Annotated in this window: 15 protein-coding genes; 13 read left to right on the forward strand and 2 right to left on the reverse strand. The window is 70.8% G+C overall.

Going from position 1 to position 16,306, the window contains the following annotated elements; all coding sequences use genetic code 11:
* Positions 1-13: 13 nt before the first annotated feature.
* Positions 14-457 (reverse strand): hypothetical protein, encoded by a 444-nt coding sequence (locus H6A23_RS09850; RefSeq protein WP_204832003.1) that lies wholly within the window; start codon positions 455-457, stop codon positions 14-16.
* A gap of 60 nt (positions 458-517) precedes the next feature.
* Here H6A23_RS09850 and H6A23_RS09855 point away from each other — a divergent pair, with 60 nt between their 5' ends.
* Both H6A23_RS09855 and H6A23_RS09860 read left to right on the forward strand, forming a co-directional pair.
* On the forward strand, positions 518-1,225 hold the full coding sequence (locus H6A23_RS09855; protein WP_204832004.1) for an ECF transporter S component: 708 nt from the start codon (positions 518-520) through the stop codon (positions 1,223-1,225).
* 240 nt (positions 1,226-1,465) lie between these two features.
* Positions 1,466-2,263: a YebC/PmpR family DNA-binding transcriptional regulator gene (locus H6A23_RS09860; RefSeq protein WP_204832005.1), complete on the forward strand. Its 798-nt coding sequence runs from the start codon at positions 1,466-1,468 to the stop codon at positions 2,261-2,263.
* Between the two features lie 377 nt (positions 2,264-2,640).
* Here the strand turns inward: H6A23_RS09860 and H6A23_RS09865 are convergent, their stop codons facing one another.
* Positions 2,641-2,901: a hypothetical protein gene (locus tag H6A23_RS09865; RefSeq protein WP_204832006.1), complete on the reverse strand. Its 261-nt coding sequence runs from the start codon at positions 2,899-2,901 to the stop codon at positions 2,641-2,643.
* 99 nt (positions 2,902-3,000) lie between these two features.
* Between H6A23_RS09865 and H6A23_RS09870 the strand changes: the two genes are divergently transcribed.
* From H6A23_RS09870 to H6A23_RS09920, 11 genes are all read left to right on the forward strand, one after another.
* The gene (locus H6A23_RS09870; RefSeq protein ID WP_204832007.1) at positions 3,001-4,290 is read left to right on the forward strand and encodes an aminotransferase class I/II-fold pyridoxal phosphate-dependent enzyme; all 1,290 of its coding nucleotides are present in this window, start codon (positions 3,001-3,003) and stop codon (positions 4,288-4,290) included.
* A 279-nt stretch (positions 4,291-4,569) separates the two neighbouring features.
* On the forward strand, positions 4,570-5,379 hold the full coding sequence (locus tag H6A23_RS09875) for a tetratricopeptide repeat protein (RefSeq protein ID WP_204832008.1): 810 nt from the start codon (positions 4,570-4,572) through the stop codon (positions 5,377-5,379).
* Between the two features lie 23 nt (positions 5,380-5,402).
* Positions 5,403-5,732, forward strand: a complete 330-nt coding sequence (locus tag H6A23_RS09880) for an STAS domain-containing protein (RefSeq protein WP_204832009.1) — start codon at positions 5,403-5,405, stop codon at positions 5,730-5,732.
* 35 nt (positions 5,733-5,767) lie between these two features.
* Complete coding sequence (locus H6A23_RS09885; RefSeq protein WP_204832010.1) at positions 5,768-6,418, forward strand: Sec-independent protein translocase subunit TatA/TatB; 651 nt, start codon at positions 5,768-5,770, stop codon at positions 6,416-6,418.
* Between the two features lie 3 nt (positions 6,419-6,421).
* Positions 6,422-7,210: a twin-arginine translocase subunit TatC gene (gene tatC, locus H6A23_RS09890; protein WP_204832011.1), complete on the forward strand. Its 789-nt coding sequence runs from the start codon at positions 6,422-6,424 to the stop codon at positions 7,208-7,210.
* 9 nt (positions 7,211-7,219) lie between these two features.
* Positions 7,220-9,721, forward strand: coding sequence for a DNA topoisomerase I (locus H6A23_RS09895; RefSeq protein ID WP_204832012.1), 2,502 nt, complete (start codon positions 7,220-7,222; stop codon positions 9,719-9,721).
* Positions 9,722-10,048: 327 nt separating this feature from the next.
* Positions 10,049-11,893 (forward strand): glycoside hydrolase family 2 protein, encoded by a 1,845-nt coding sequence (locus H6A23_RS09900; RefSeq protein WP_204832013.1) that lies wholly within the window; start codon positions 10,049-10,051, stop codon positions 11,891-11,893.
* Positions 11,894-11,985: 92 nt separating this feature from the next.
* Positions 11,986-12,609 carry a flavodoxin family protein gene (locus tag H6A23_RS09905; protein ID WP_204832014.1) on the forward strand — a complete coding sequence of 208 codons (624 nt, stop codon included), beginning with the start codon at positions 11,986-11,988 and terminating at the stop codon, positions 12,607-12,609.
* A 167-nt stretch (positions 12,610-12,776) separates the two neighbouring features.
* Positions 12,777-13,394, forward strand: coding sequence for a dTMP kinase (tmk, locus tag H6A23_RS09910; protein WP_204832015.1), 618 nt, complete (start codon positions 12,777-12,779; stop codon positions 13,392-13,394).
* Positions 13,391-14,560 (forward strand): ATP-binding protein, encoded by a 1,170-nt coding sequence (locus tag H6A23_RS09915; RefSeq protein ID WP_353653057.1) that lies wholly within the window; start codon positions 13,391-13,393, stop codon positions 14,558-14,560. Before tmk ends, H6A23_RS09915 begins: the two co-directional genes overlap by 4 nt.
* Positions 14,539-16,053: a PSP1 domain-containing protein gene (locus H6A23_RS09920; RefSeq protein ID WP_204832016.1), complete on the forward strand. Its 1,515-nt coding sequence runs from the start codon at positions 14,539-14,541 to the stop codon at positions 16,051-16,053. Before H6A23_RS09915 ends, H6A23_RS09920 begins: the two co-directional genes overlap by 22 nt.
* Positions 16,054-16,306 lie beyond the last annotated feature (253 nt).

Consider the following 16,306-nt stretch of genomic DNA (forward strand, 5'->3'; position numbering starts at 1 on the left):
TGCTCGGCTCGCCCTAGAACAGCAGGAACGGGTCGCTCTCCACGAGGTCGTCCTCGTCGATGTCCTCGAAGGAGACGTCGTCGTGGTCGCCGTCGTGCTCGTGGTCGTGCTCGTCCTCGTCGTCGCCCCAGGCATAGGCGTTCGCGAAGTCGCTCTCCTCGTCCACGACGGGCAGCGCGCTCGTGACGCTGCACAGTCCGTCCATCGCCGGTACGATCTTCTGCCACTGGCAGATCACGGGCTCCGCGGGCGCGGCCTCGAGCTCGGCAAGGGAGTCAAGATAGATCTCGTGCGCCCCGTCGAGCAGGTCGGAGTTCTTGCGGACCTCGTGGAAGTGCGTGGCGAACTTCTCCATAGCCTCGTCGGCGCTCGCTGCCTCGACGACGCAGGGCATGAGGCAGTAGTTGTCCTTGCTGTCGGCGTCGTCGTTGTAGCTGAAGTTCCCGATGTACAGCATGGTGCCTCCTCGCTCGCGGGCGCCCTCCCGGCGGGTGCCTATGGCACACTGATACCCATGATGGAAGGAAAGCAGACAGCCACGCCCGCCCACCGGCTCCCTGCGGTCGCCGAGGCGCTCGCCCTCGCGGCCGTCCCCGCGGCGCTCGTGGCGCTTGCGGCGGCGGGGGTGCGCGCGACGGCGGGCCTCACGCTGCTCGTGGCGGCCGCCGCCCTGGCGGTGGCGCTCGCGGGCTTCGAGGCGTCGCGCCCGCCGCTGCGCCAGCTCATGCCCACGGCCGTCCTCGCCGCGCTCGCCGCGGCGGGACGCGTGCTCTTTGCCCCGCTTCCCGACGTCAAGCCCGTCTCGGCCGTCGCCATCGTGGCCGGGGCCGCGCTCGGTCGCAGGAGCGGCTTTGTGGTCGGCGCGCTCGCCGCGCTGCTCTCCAACTTCTTCTTCGGACAGGGCCCGTGGACGCCCTGGCAGATGTATGCGTGGGGCCTCGTTGGCTACATCGGGGGCGTCCTCGGCGAGAGGGGCCTGCTCGCGCACGATGCCGTGCTGTACGGCTGGGGCCTTCTCTCGGGACTGGTCTATGGCCTCATCCTGAACGGATATCACGTGCTTGGCTACGTCCAGCCCCTCACCTGGCCGGCAGCGCTTGCGGCCTGCGTGGCCAGCCTGCCGCTCGACGTCACGCACGGCGTGGCGACGGTCGCGTTTCTCGCTGCGATCTGGCTGTCGTGGGGGAGGGCGATCCGCCGCGTGGTGGCGAAGTACGACCTCTGACGGCCCGGCGTTCTTCTCGCCCATCGTTGCCCCGCGCGATCCCGGCGAGCATGCCTCCGCGCACGGAGTCGCGACCTTGGCGTGAAGAGCCGTGCGCAGAGGCGTGCTCGCGCCAAGTGGGATCGCGCCCCTTTACAACTCACGCCGTCTCCGCTATCGTGGGCACGTTTCATGCCGTGAATCACTGTCGAGGGTTCCGCGCGCGGGGGCAGCCGTCCGCGGGGCAAGAAGGAGATGTGCATGTCCGGACACTCTAAGTGGGCAACCACCAAGCACAAGAAGGCCGCTATCGACGCCAAGCGCTCGTCGCTCTTCTCCAAGCTCTCCCGCAACATCACCGTTGCGGCCAAGCTCGGCGGCGACCCCAACCCGGACAACAACGCGACGCTCGCCGCCGCCGTTGCCCGCGCCCGCATGGTCTCCATGCCCAACGCCAAGATCAAGGCCGCCATCGACAAGGCCTTCGGCTCCGGCGCGGACGCCGCCAACTACTCCGAGATCACCTACGAGGGCTACGGCCCCGCGGGCGTGGCCGTCTACGTTGACTGCCTGACCGACAACAAGAACCGCACCGCGGCCGACGTGCGCTCCGCGTTCTCGCACTCCGGCGGCTCGCTCGGCACCTCCGGCTCCGTCGCGTTCCAGTTTGAGCGCAAGGGCTCCATCGCCGTGGAGAAGGTCATCAAGTCCGAGGACAAGAAGGTCGCCGACAAGGAGAACGCCGTCGACGAGGACGAGTTCATGATGGCCGTGGCCGAGGCCGGCGGCGAGGACTACGAGGACGCCGGCGAGGAGTGGATCGTCTGGACCGCCTACGACAAGATGCAGGACGTCCAGAAGGGCCTCGAGGAGCAGGGCATCGAGGTCAAGGGCTCCGAGCTCACCATGGTCCCCACCACCCCGACCGACGTCTCCGTGGCCGACGCCAAGAAGGTCCAGCGCCTCGTCGACCGCCTCGACGAGCTGGAGGACGTCCAGAACGTCTATCACACCATGAACGTGACCGACGAGATCGCCGCCGCCCTCGAGGAGGAGTAGGCGCTCTCCCATACGCACCTGGGGGCGCCCCCGTTCTTCTCTCCGGCTCACTGCGCTGCGCGCAGAAATCGCCGGGCGAGAAGAACGGGGGCGCTCGCGTGTGCGGGGCGAATGTCGCCAACCGCAGGAAACTGCCGGCTGTGCGGGCGCGTGAGGTCTGAGGGACGTTGCGTTTGTTGGGGTTATGGCAGCCGCGCCACGGCGTCAACTGGGCGTTCTTCTTGGCCCGTTGCCGGATTGGGGGTTGTGGCAGCGCAAAAACTGCCACAACCCCCAATCCGGCAACGTCTCTTCGGTGAGAATTGCCCCAACCCCGTTTTTGACAGCGCATAGGGATGCGGGCGCCCAGCCATGCCCCCGCCCGCCGGCCCCCGGGGCTACTCTACCGTCCCGTAGTAGGCGCCCCAGCCGTGGCCGGAGAGGATGGAGTTGATCTGGTCGCAGAGGCGGGTGCGGGTGAAGCTGCCGGAGGGGAGGAGCTCCACCACCTCGATGAGGTCGTCGTTCAGGTCGAAGGCGTCCGCGCGCACGAGGATGTCTATCTTGGAGACCGTGGCGCGCGCCGAGACGCCGGGCGCAAAGAGCGCGTCCACGAGCCGCTGCAGCTCGCCGTAGTCCTCCGACCGCACCTCGAACATGGCGTCCTCCCTGTAAGCGTTCCTTTTCGTGGGGAACATGGTAGCAGCCCGCGCGCGTTTTGCATCTATACTCTCACTGGACCCTACAGAGGAGGAACCATGCCCAACGCGTATCAGAACATGACCGACGCCCAGCTCGACGCCGCCGTCGCGGAGCTCGAGCGCCAGGCGGACGACCTGCGCGCCCTCAACCTCAAGCTCGACATGGCCCGCGGCAAGCCGAGCCCCGAGCAGACCGCGCTCTCCAAGCCCATGCTCGACCTGCTCACCAGCGAGAGCGACCTCTCCGACCAGGGCGTGGACGCCGACAACTACGGCGCGCCCGACGGCCTGCCCTCCGCCCGCGCGCTCGCGGCGGAGCTCCTTGGCGTGGACGCCGCCAACGTCTCCGTCATGGGCTCCTCGAGCCTCAACATCATGTACGACTGCGTGGAGCACGGCTACGTCCACGGCATCGGCGGCAACGCGCCCTGGTGCCAGCAGGGCGAGGTCAAGTTCCTCTGCCCCGCGCCCGGCTACGACCGCCACTTCACCGTGACGGAGAGCTTTGGCATCAAGAACGTGCCCGTTCCCATGCGCGAGGACGGCCCGGACATGGACGTGGTCCGCGAGTACGTTGAGAAGGACGCCACGGTCAAGGGCATCTGGTGCGTGCCCAAGTACGCCAACCCCACGGGCGTCACCTACTCCGACGACGTGGTGCGCGCCTTCGCGACGCTCAAGCCCGCCGCGCCCGACTTCCGCATCTTCTGGGACAACGCCTACGCCGTCCACACCTTCGAGGGCGAGGGCGACGAGCTCCTCAACATCTTTGACGCCCTGGCCGAGCAGGGCGGCGAGAAGAACCTCGTCTACGAGTTCGCCTCCACGGCCAAGGTGACCTTCCCCAGCTCCGGCATGGCGTGGGTCACCGCGAGCCCGGCCGACATGGCGGAGCTGCGCCGCGCCTTCGCCGCGATGCGCGTCTCGCCGGAGAAGATCTCCCAGCTCGCGCACGTCCGCTTCCTGAAGGACGCCGCCGGCGTGGCCGAGCACATGAAGAAGCACGCCGCGCTCGTGGCCCCGCGCTTCGCCCTCGTGGAGGAGAAGCTCTCGGCGGGCCTCGGCGAGCTGGACTGCGCCACGTGGACCCACCCCAAGGGCGGCTACTTCGTCTCCTTCGAGGGGCCGGAGGGCTCGGCCAAGGCCATTGTCTCGCTCGCCAAGGAGCTCGGCGTCACGCTCACGCCCGCCGGCGCCCCCTGGCCCTACGGAGCCGACCCGCGCGACACCAACATCCGCATCGCGCCCACCTACCCCTCGCTCGAGGAGCTCGGTCAGGCGCTCGACGTTTTCGTCGTGGCGGTCAAGCTGGTGTCCGCGCGCCTCGCGCGCGCCGAGCGCGGCTAGGTGCCCAAAATTAATCCGCCCTGTGGGACGCCCGTCTGACGTTTTCCCAGTTGGCTCGCGAGCAGAAGTGCCACAGGGCGGATTATTTTCGAGGGACGCTCCAAGACGCCCGCCTGAGTCCGGGGGCGGGCGGCGCCGTGCCCGGCGAAACTCTTGGCAAAGTTCTGTTATTATCGCCGCGCGTGCGTCATGCTGCGCCGACGCGGTGTCGCGTGGCATATGCTAGCAATTTGCGGGCGTGACGCCCGCGCGGACCGAGCGGGGAAGGGTGTCGACAGGATGGCAGGAAAGACGGTGGCCAAGGCAGGCAAGCAGGAGGGCTCCAAGCGGGGCTCCAAGAAGCGCGAGCGCAAGCCGGGCGAGCTCTCTCGCTTCCAGAAGGTCGTCATCGTCCTTTTCATCTGCGTCTTCGCGCTCTCCACGCTGGCGGGCGCGCTCGCCTCGGTCTTCCAGGGCCAGCAGACGCAGGCCGAGGGGCAGAGCCAGGAGGACGTGACCATCGAGTCGCTCGACGAGGACTACCAGCCCGTCATCTCCGACCTCGAGGCCAAGGTCGCCGAGAACGCCGAGGACACGGCGTCGCTGCTCGCGCTCGGCCGCTACTACTTCTCGTGGGGCGCGAGCGTGGCCCAGCTCGCCCAGATCGACTCCGAGACCTCGCACGCCAACGAGCTCCTCGGCAAGGCCGTGGAGTACTACGACAAGTACCTCGCGCTCGAGGACTCGGACGCCGCGCGCGTGGACCGCGCCCTGTGCTTCTACTACGAGGGCGACACCACGACCGCGCTCAACGACCTCGAGCAGATCACCCAGAGCTCGCCGGACTACGCGCCCGCCTGGGCCAACCTCGGCATGCTCTACGAGGTCCGCGGGGACACCGACAACGCCAAGTCCGCCTACCAGAAGGCGGCCGAGCTCGACCCGAATGACGACTACAGCGCCAAGTCCTTCGCCGAGCAGCGCCTCGACGCCATCGCCCAGGCCGAGGCCGACGCAGAGGCCCAGGAGTCGCTCGGCACCGGTGACATCACCTCGAGCACCGGCAACATCGGCGACGACCTCACGGGCGCCACCGGCACGGGCCTCTAGTCCGGGCCAGACAAGGAGAAGACATGAGCCTTTCGATAACCGTCACCAACACCGTCACGGAGGCGGGCGTCTCCGAGAGCGTCGTCCTCGTGGACGGCGAGGTGGACGTCTCCAACGCAGACCAGCTGCGCGACGCCATCGACGCGCGGCTCGAGGCGGGGACGGCGCAGGTCGTCGTCGACCTCTCGCGCGTGCCGTACATCGACTCTACCGGCATCGGCGTCCTCGTGGGCGCGGCCCATCGTGCGGGCGAGAAGAACGTCCGGCTGGAGGTCGCCCGCCCGCAGAGGAACGTGGCCCGCGTGCTCGGCCTTCTGGGCGTGGGCGCCGACCTCAACATCCGCGAGGCGTAGGCCCGCGGCGGGCCCCAGAGGGAAAGGAACCAAGCGTGTTAGGCATCGGAGAAGGCGAGCTCCTCCTCATAGTCCTCTTCGCGTTCATGATCTTCGGCCCGGACAAGCTCCCGGGCATGGGCAGGACGCTCGGGCGCGCGCTGCGCCAGTTCAGGAACGCCCAGGAGGGCTTCACCGAGGTCGTCCAGACCAACATCGTGGACCCGGCCGCGGAGGCCATCAGCGACACACCCAAGAAGCCCAACCGCAACCGTGCGGCCGAGCTCGAGGAGGACGCCGACATCGAGACCCCCGAGGGCGAGGAGGCCCCCGCGCCGCGCCGCACGGAGACCTTCGCCGAGCGCAAGAAGCGCCTCGCCGCCGAGAAGGCCGCCCGCGAGCAGGCCGAGAAGGACGCCGCGGCCGCAGCGGCGGAGGAGACGGGCGACGATGCCGTCGCCCCCGCCGGCTCTGCCGCAAAGGAGCCCGCGACCCCGGCCTCTGCCCCCAGCAAGCCGTCGGCAGCCGACCTCTACGCCATGCACCGTCCTTCTCGTCCCGCGGAGCCCGCCGGCGCTGACGCCGAGCCCTCCCTCGACGCGACTCGCGAAGCGAGCGAGGAGCGAAGCGACGAGCGTGGAGCGGTCGAGGGAGGGCTCGGCGTCAGCGCCGGCCCCGCCACGACGACCAACGAGAAGGAGGCGTAAGCGATGCCGATCGGTCCCGCACGCATGCCCATCATGGATCATCTGGGCGAACTGAGGCGCCGCGTCACGATCATCGTGGTCGCGGTCATCGTCTGCGCGCTCATCGTCTACATGGCCACGCCCACGCTGATCGAGCTCATGATGGGCCAGATCGAGTCCGCCATGCGCGGGCAGGAGCTCGTGGTCATCTCGGTGCTCGGCGGCTTCACCATCCGCTTCAAGGTCGCCCTGTTCTTCTCGGTGATCATCTGCTGCCCGATCATCATCTGGGAGATCATGGCCTTCTTCCTGCCGGCGCTCAAGCCCAAGGAGCGCAAGTGGGTCGTGCCGACCGTCGCCGCCATGGTGGCGCTCTTCTTCCTGGGCATGATCTTCTGCTTCTTTGTCATCCAGCCGGCGGCCTTTGGCTGGCTGCTCGACCAGTCCTTCGAGATCGGCGCCATCATGCCCAACGCGGAGGACTACCTGGACATCTACATGCTGCTGGAGATCGGCTTTGGCATCGCCTTCCAGCTGCCGCTGGTGATCTTCTACCTCTCCGTCTTCCACCTCGTGCCGTACAAGACGTTCCGCGCGCAGTGGCGCTTCGTGTACGTGGGCCTCATGGTGCTCTCCGCCGTGGTCACGCCGGACGCCTCGCCCATGACCATGATTCTCATGTTCGCCGCCCTCATCGGCCTCTACGAGGTCGCGCTCGCCGTGGCGCGCTTCATCATCGTGGCGCGCGACGGCAAGGAGGCCCTCAAGTGGAGCCGCGAGGACTACGAGCAGCACGAGTTTGACAAGCAGTAAGGAATGCCCTTGAAGCTCATCGTCACCGAGAAGAACGACGCCGCCCAGCAGATCGCCCGCCTGCTCTCCGAGTCGGGCAAGCCCACGGCCGACAAGGTCTACAACACCCCGGTCTACCGCTTCCGCATGGGCGGGGAGGACTGCGTGACCATCGGCCTGCGCGGGCACATCCTGAAGGTGGACTTCCCGGTGCAGCTGACCTTCGACGACAAGAACGGCTGGCAGGGCCTCACGGCCGACGGCGAGCTCATTCCCGCCGACGTTCCGGACGGCCTGGCGCGCCCGCCGTACAAGTCCCGCCGCAAGCCCTTCCTCGCGGACGGCGTGGACCTCAAGGGCTGGAAGATCGCCAGCCTGCCGTACCTGGTGTGGGCGCCCATCGAGAAGCTCCCGGCCGAGAAGGAGATCATCCGCGCCCTCAAGAACCTCGCCAAGAAGGCTGACAGCGTGGTCATTGGCACGGACTTCGACCGCGAGGGCGAGCTCATCGGCTCAGACGCCCTGCGCCAGATCCGCGAGGTCGCGCCCGACGTGCCCGTCTCGCGCGCCCGCTACTCCGCCTTCACCAAGGCCGAGATCGACCACGCCTTCGCCAACCTCGTGAGCCTCGACCAGGACCTTGCCGACGCCGGCGAGTCCCGCCAGTACATCGACCTCATCTGGGGCGCCGTCCTCACCCGCTACCTCACGGCGGCGCGCTGGAGCGGCCTTGGCAACGTGCGCTCGGCCGGCCGCGTCCAGACGCCCACGCTCGCCCTCGTGGTGGAGCGCGAGCGCGAGCGGCTTGCCTTCAAGCCGGAGGACTACTGGGTCATCCAGGGCCAGGGCGAGAAGGACGGCGCGGACTTCCGCATCGCGCACGCGACCGGCCGCTTCTGGGAGAAGGACGCTGCCGACGCCGCGTACGGACACGTGGCGGACGCCACCGAGGGCCGCGTCACGGCCGTCGAGCGCAAGAGCCGCACGCAGCGCCCGCCCGCGCCGTTCAACACCACCTCGCTCCAGGCCGCCGCCGCGGCCGAGGGCATCAGCCCGGCGCGCACGATGCGCCTCGCCGAGAGCCTCTACATGGACGGCCTCATCTCCTACCCGCGTGTGGACAACACGGTCTACCCCTCCTCGCTCGACCTGCGCGACTGCGTGCGTACGCTCTCCAAGGTCCCGCAGTACGCCGGCACCTGCCAGGCGCTGCTCTCCCAGGGCAAGCTCACCGCCACGCGCGGCAAGCAGGAGACCACCGACCACCCGCCAATCTACCCCACGGCGGCCGCCTCGCCGGACGCGCTCCAGCCCGCCGCGTGGAAGCTCTACAACCTCATCGCGCGGCGCTTCCTGGCCACGCTCATGGGCCCGGCCACGATTGAGGGGACCAAGGTCTCGATCGACGTCGCGGGCGAGCCCTTCACGGTCTCGGGCTCCGTGCTCGCGAGCCCCGGCTTCCGCGCGATCTACCCCTACGGCCTCAAGAAGGACGACCAGCTCCCGGCCCTTGCCGAGGGCGACGTGGTGGGCGTCTCCCAGATGGAGCTCCTGGCCAAGCAGACCGAGCCGCCCGCGCGCTACAGCCAGGGCAAGCTCATCCAGGAGATGGAGAAGCGCGGCCTCGGCACCAAGTCCACGCGCGCGAGCATCATCGACACCCTCTACGAGCGCAAGTACTTCCGCGGCGACCCGGTGGAGCCGAGCCAGCTCGGCATGGCCATCATCGACGCGCTGACCCAGTACGCGCCGCGCATCACCAGCCCGGACATGACGGCCGAGCTCGAGGACGACATGACCAAGGTGGCCGACGGTGCCCAGACGCAGGAGCAGGTCGTGAACCACTCGCGGGCGCTGCTCGCCGGCCTCATGGACGCCCTCGTGGAGCACACCGACGACCTCTCCGAGCAGATCGCCGACGCCGTGACCGCGGACGCCAAGATCGGCGTCTGCCCCAAGTGCGGCAAGGACCTCGTGGTCAAGAGCTCGGCCAAGACGCGCGGCAGCTTCGTGGGCTGCATGGGCTGGCCGGACTGCGACGTCACCTACCCGCTCCCGCAGGGCAAGATCATCGCCCTCGAGGGCGAGGCCGCGGTCTGCCCGGAGTGCGGCGCGCCGCGCGTGAAGGTGCAGCCGTTCCGCAGCCGCGCCTACGAGGTCTGCGTGAACCCGGCCTGCGCCACCAACCGCGAGCCCGACGTCGACGTGGGGGCGTGCCCCGCGTGCGCCGCGGCCGGGCGCGAGGGGCGCCTCGTGGCCCACAAGTCCGAGAAGAGCGGCAAGCGCTTCATCCGCTGCACCAACTACGACGAGTGCGGGACCAGCTACCCGCTGCCCGCCCGCGGCGCGCTCGAGGCCACCGGCGAGACCTGCCCGGACTGCGGAGCGCCGCTCGTGGTGGTGACCACCGCGCGCGGGCCGTGGAAGCTCTGCCCCAACATGGACTGCCCGGGGCGCGAGAAGAAGGCCGCGTCGCCGCGGCGCGGCGGCCGTCGTGCTGGGGGCGCCCGCGGGTCCCGAAAGAAGTCCTAGCGAGCACGGGGTCGAGGTCCTTCTCGGCCCCGCGTTTTTTGCGGCGCGTTCGGCCCCGCGTTCTTCTCGCCCCCTCCGGAATCGCCCGCGATTGGGCATATGGTTTGATGTTGAGCCCGCACTCGATGGCCTCGCGGGAGAATGCGGGCAGAGAAAGTGCAGGTCAGGGCCTCGGGCAAATGGAGTGCGGCCCGGGAGTGCGGCCTCAGCATCAAGGATGCCACCCAATAGCGGGACGCGCGCGGCTGTCCGCCGCCCCCTGCGCCCCGAGGCGCCGGGGTATGTGCGACAATCGGGCCATGTTGGACGCCGCGGCGGGAGGACGAGATGCTGGACCTGAGGCGCGTGCTCAAGAGCAAGCCCAAGCCGCCGGAGAACGTGGAGCTCACGCCGCTCTGGACCCCGTGGGGCGAGAAGATCGCGGCGGGCCGCGCGGTCCCGGCGGGCGAGAAGGACCTCGATCCGCCGTCCCACCCCCGGCCGCTTCTGGCCCGGGGCGCCTGGACCTCCCTCAACGGCATCTGGGAGTGCGCCTTCGCCCCCGCGCCGGACGCCGCCACGGCCTGGCGGACCGCCCCTGTCCCGGACGGGCCCTGGGAGCCGGTCCGCGTGCCCTTCTCGCCCGAGGCGCCGCTCTCCGGCATGGGCCGCCAGCTCCGCCCGGACGAGCTCCTCTGGTACCGCCGCCCCCTCGAGGCGCCGGCGCTTGGCCCGGGAGAGCGCCTCGTCCTGCACCTCGACGCCGTCGACTGGGCCTGCGCGGTCTACGTGAACGGCGTCCGCGTGGCCGAGCACACGGGCGGCTACCTGCCCTTCTCCGCAGACGTCACGGACGCGCTGCGTCCCGGCGAGAAGAACGGGCTCGCCGTGTGCGTCCACGACCCGTCCGATGCCGGCACGCAGCTCCGCGGCAAGCAGCGCCTTGCGCGGGGCGGCATCTGGTACACGGCCCAGAGCGGCATCTGGCGCGATGCCTGGTACGAGGTCGTGCCCGCCGCGCGCGTGACGTCGCTCGCCGCCGAGGCGCGCCCCGCCGAGGGGCGGGTCCTGCTCGCCGTCGGCGTGGCGGGGGAGGGGACGGTGACGGCCCGCGTCCTGGACGGGGGCTCGGAGGTGGCCCGCGGCTCGGCGCCGGTGCGCGAGGGCCGCTGCGAGCTTGCCCTCGACGTCCCCGCGCCGCGCCTCTGGAGCCCGGCCGACCCGCATCTCTATGACATCGAGCTCGCCTTTGGCGCCGACCGCGTCCGCAGCTACTGCGCCTTCCGCACGGTGGAGGTGCGCCCGGACGCGCGCGGCGTCCCCCGTGTGCACCTCAACGGCGAGCCCCTCTTCCTGCGCGGCGTGCTCGACCAGGGCTGGTGGCCGGACGGCCTCATGACGCCGCCCTCGGAGGCGGCGCTCGCCCATGACGTCCGCGCGGCGTGCGAGCTGGGCTTCAACCTGCTGCGCATGCACATCAAGGTCGAGCAGCCGCGCTTCTACGCCCTGTGCGACCGGGAGGGCATGCTCGTCTGGCAGGACATGGTCTCCGGCGGCGGCCCCTACAGCGCGCTTCACACGAGCTACGTGCCCACGCTCCTGCGCGCGAGCTGGACGCGCCGCACCGACGAGGGCCCGCGCGCCCGCCGGAGGCTCTCCGCGGCAGACCCGGCCTACCGCCGTGAGTGGCGCGAGACCTGCGCCGGCACGGTGGGCCTGCTCGCGGGGTACCCCAGCGTGATTGGCTGGACGCTCTTCAACGAGGGCTGGGGCCAGTTTGACGCGCGCGCCGCGTGCGACGCCGTGCGCGCGCTCGACCCCACGCGCCCCGTGAGCGCCACGAGCGGCTGGTACGACCGCGCCTGCGGCGACCTCTTCAGCGTGCACAACTACTTCCGCCCGCTCGAGGTCTGGCCCGACCGCGCCCGGCCGCGGCGCGCCTTCGTGATCTCCGAGTTCGGCGGCGTGAGCTGGGCCGTCCCCGGGCACGTCTCGCTCGGGACGTCCTACGGCTACGAGGCGGCCTCCGGGGCCGCCGACTTTGCGCGCGAGGTCCGCGGGCTTCTCGCCCGGGCGGACGCGCTCGAGGCCGAGGGCCTCGCCGGCTACGTCTACACCCAGCTCAGCGACGTGGAGGAGGAGACCAACGGCCTTCTCACCTACGACCGCCGCGTGAACAAGCTCCTAACCTGACAAAGGTGTCAGGGGCGTTTGTCATGACCGCGCGCCCGGGCGCTGCGGCGCGGTATGCTCTTCGGTGACCAAACGCGACGAGAGGGGACGCCATGAAGGTACTGCTGGTCAACGGAAGTCCGCACGAGCACGGCTGCACGGACCGCGCGCTCCAGGAGGTGGCGGGCGCGCTCGAGGCCGAGGGCGTAGAGACGGAGATCTTCTGGATTGGCCCGCGCCCGGTGGGCGGGTGCGCGGCCTGCGGCGCGTGCGGGAAGCTCGGCCGCTGCGCCTTCGAGGACGGCGGCGTCAACGAGTTTGCGGCCAAGGCCGCGGACGCCGACGGCTTTGTCTTCGGCGCGCCAACGCACTACGCGCACGCCGGGGCGTCGCTGCTCGGCTTCATGGACCGGCTCTTCTACTCGGCGGGCGCGGCGTTTGCCCACAAGCCGGCCGCGGCCGTGACCTCGGCTAGGCGCGCCGGCACCACCACGGCGCTCGCGGACATCGAGAAGTTCTTCACCATCTCGCAGATGCCCATCGTGAGCAGCCGCTACTGGAACATGGTCCACGGCAACAGCGCCGAGGAGGCCGCGCAGGACGCCGAGGGCCTCTGGACCATGCGCCAGCTCGGGCGCAACATGGCGTGGCTGCTCGGGTGCATCGAGGCCGGCCGCGCGGCGGGCGTCCCCGCGCCGGCGAGCGAGCCCGGCGTGCGGACGAACTTCATCCGCTAGGCGCGGCGCCACAGATCATCGGGCCCCTCTCGGCTCGCCTCGGCGCGCGGCGAGAAGAACCGGCGAGAAGGGCGGCCCGCCCTGGCACCGTGGTTTTCTCGCGGGCCGGGGCGGGGCATGCCCGGACGCGCTACCATGGAAAGACTACGGACCCACGGAGGGGGCACATGGCGCGCGGCATCTTCATCACGCTCGAGGGGGCTGACGGCTGCGGAAAGTCGACGCAGGCCGAGCTGCTGGCGGAGGTTCTTCTCGCCCGCGGGCGCGAGGTCGTGCGCCTGCGCGAGCCGGGCGGCACCCCCATCTCCGAGAAGATCCGCGCGCTCCTTCTGGATTCGGCCAACGCGGAGATGGTGCCGGAGGCGGAGCTTCTGCTCTACGAGGCCAGCCGCGCGCAGCTCACGCGCCAGGTGATCGAGCCGGCCCTCGCGCGCGGTGCCGTCGTCCTGTGCGACCGCTACTACGACTCCACCTATGCCTACCAGGCCGGCGGCCGCGGGCTGGACGAGACGCTCGTCCGCCAGTCCAACGTCCTCGGCAGCTGCGGGCGCGTGCCCGACCGCACGCTCGTGCTCGACCTTGATCCCGCGATCGGCTACGCGCGCGCCACGGCCGGCGGCGCCGACCGCATGGAGGCCGAGGGGCTTGCCTTCCAGGAGCGCGTCCGCGCGGCCTACCTGCGCCTTGCGGCCGAGGAGCCGGCCCGCGTGCGCGTGGTGGATGCCGCGGGTGAGAAGGACGCGGTCACGGCCCGCCTGGCCGCCGCGCTGGGGGACCTGCTGTGAGCGCCGCCCAGAGCACCGCCAGCGCCGGTGCCCCGGCCGTCCCCGCCGCGCTCGACGCCCTCGCCGACCAGCCGCGCGTGCGCGACCTCCTTGCCACCGCGGTGGCGGAGGGCCGCCTCTCCCACGCCTACCTCTTCGTGGGCGCGCCCGGCTCCGGCAAGCACGAGGCGGCCGAGGCGCTCGCCGAGTGCGTGGTCTGCCCCCACGGCGGGGACGCCACCTGCGACGAGTGCCGCCGCGTGCGCCATCGCACGCACCCGGACGTCCGCTGGCTCAGGCCGGGGAGCGCCACGGGCTACCTCGTGGCCCAGGTTCGCGAGGTCATCGAGGACGCGAGCCTCGCCCCCGTGCGCGCCCGCACCAAGGTCTACGTGCTCGAGCGCGCCGAGCTCCTGCGCGGCACGGCGGCAAACGCCCTGCTCAAGACCCTCGAGGAACCGCCCGAGGGCGTGATGTTCATCCTCTGCGCCCGCACCACGGCCTCAATGCTGCCCACCATCGTCTCCCGCTGCCAGCAGGTGCCCTTCCGCGCGGTCTCGCTGGACGAGGGCGTGGACGCCGTCATGCGCTCCTGCGCCGCCACGCGGGAGGAGGCGCGCGTGGCCCTCGCCGTGGCGGGCACGCCCGCGCGCGCGACGGAGTTTCTGCAGTCGACGGGCCGCCGCCAGGTGCGCCGCCTTGTGGTGGGCACGCTCGACGCGCTCGCCCGCGACGACTCGTGGGACGTGCTCCTGGCCGCGCGCGAGCTCGTGGCCGCCGTGGCCGTGCCGCTCGCCGACGTCAAGGAGGCCCAGGAGGCCGCCCTGCAGGAGAGCCAGGACTTCCTCACCGCCGCCGCCCTCAAGCAGGTGGAGGACGCCAACAAGCGCGAGCTCACCGCGCGGGAGCGTTCGGGTATGATGGAGGCCCTGACCGCGGCCGAGTCCGTCCTGCGCGACGTGCTCGTCCGCTGCGAGGGGGTCGGCCAGCCCATCGTCAACGAGGACGCGGCCGCCACCGTGGACCGCATCGCCGCCGGCTGCGACACCGCCGGCGCGCTCAGGGCGCTCGGGGCCGTGGCGCGCGCTGCGGACGACCTCGCCCACAACGTATCGCCGCAGCTGACCCTCGAGGTCATGCTGCTTTCCGTCAAGGAGGCACTCGCATGCCCACCGTCATCCCGGTGAAGTTCACCTATGCCGCCCGCGACTTCTGGTTCAGCCCGGCGGGCACCGGCGCCCAGGAGGGCGACCACGTCATCTGCCAGACCGAGCGCGGCCGCGAGATCGGCCTTGCCACCGCGGACGCCCGCGAGGTGAGCGAGGAGGAGCTCGCCGGCACCATCGGCCACGCCACCCTGCGCGACGTGGTGCGTATCGCCACCGAGGACGACCTCGCGCGCGCCGAGCGCCTGGCCCATCGCGGCGAGGACTCCATGCCCGCCTTCCGCCGGCACGTCAAGGAGTCGGGGCTGGACATGAAGCCCGTGGGCGTGGAGTACCTCTTCGACGGCGAGAAGGCCGTCTGCTACTTCGCCGCCGAGGAGCGCGTGGACTTTCGCCAGCTCGTGCGCGACCTCTCGCGCGAGTTCCACGTCCGCATTGACATGCGCCAGATCGGCGTGCGCGAGGAGGCCGCCATCGTGGGCGGCTACGGCCACTGTGGCCAGGAGCTCTGCTGCCGCCGCTTTGCCACGGGCTTCGACCCGGTCTCCATCCGCATGGCCAAGGAGCAGGACCTCCCGCTCAACTCCACCAAGATCTCCGGCGCGTGCGGGCGGCTCATGTGTTGCCTGCGCTACGAGTTCGAGGCCTACCGCGACTTCAAGGGCCGCGCACCCAAGCGCAACGCCGTGATCGACACGCCGCTCGGTAAGGGCAAGATCGTGGAGTACGACACGCCCAAGGAGCAGATCGTCCTGCGCCTTGAGAGCGGAAAGCAGATTCGCGTGGCGCTTGCGGACATGACCGCCTCCGAGGCCGCGCACAAGAAGAGCGAGGAGCTCGGCTGCCCGTGCCGCCCGGACACCGTCACGCGCGAGGTTCTGGACCGCCTGGAGTCCCCGGACGTGCAGATGGCCCTCGCCGAGCTGGACCGCAAGATGGGCGTGCTGCCCGAGCAGGGGCCGGATGCCTCGGACATCTTCGTGGAGCCCAAGCGCAAGCGCCGTCGCCCCTCCAACGGGGCCCCGGCCGGTGAGAAGGGCCCACAGGGCGAGAAGAACGCGCGGCGCGAGGCCGGCACGCCCTCCGGCGACGAGGCGCCCGCGCGCAGGCGCCGCAAGCGCCGCCCGGGTGATGGCGGGGGAGCGGCCGCCCCGGCGCCCGCGCACATGGCGCCCGAGGCGGGGGCGGGCTCTGCGCCCGCGCGCCGTCGTCGTCACCACCAGGCTGCGGAGGGCGCCGCGGAGGCGGGCGCCGCCAGTGGGCAGCAGCCCGTCAAGCGCACCCGCCGGCCCGGCGACAAGGGCGGCCAGGCCGAGAAGGGCGCGCAGCCGCGCGGCATGCAGCCCTCGCGCAAGAAGCGCGCCCAGCAGCAGGGCAAGGCCGGCGAGCACGGGCCGCAGGCCGCGCGTCCGCAGGGGGCCGATGACGCCTCCAAGCCGCGTCGCCGTCGCCGTCGCGGGGGGCGTGGGCGCGGTGGCGCCGGCGCCGAGGGCGGCGCGTCAGCGGGCGAGTAGGCCTTGAGCGCCGGCATCCGGGTGCGGGGTTGCCGAGCTTCGCTACATTACGGGGCCCGAGCGCGTTTCCGCTCGGGCTCCGTGCCGTTTCTAGGTGTTTTTTCGGGTGATCACAGAGTATCGGTGATTCCCGTTGTCACAAATGAGCAGGTAGATGAGGTGACTATTCAGGCGATAGATTCGGTCCTGCTGAAAAACACCTAGAAACGGAAATGCTCGCCGGTTAGGTCGTTCTGAGGTCGTGCGAGCGGGC

Origin of the sequence: Olsenella uli, assembly GCF_016900775.1 — a bacterium.
Taxonomy (GTDB): Bacteria; Actinomycetota; Coriobacteriia; order Coriobacteriales; family Atopobiaceae; genus Thermophilibacter; species Thermophilibacter uli_A.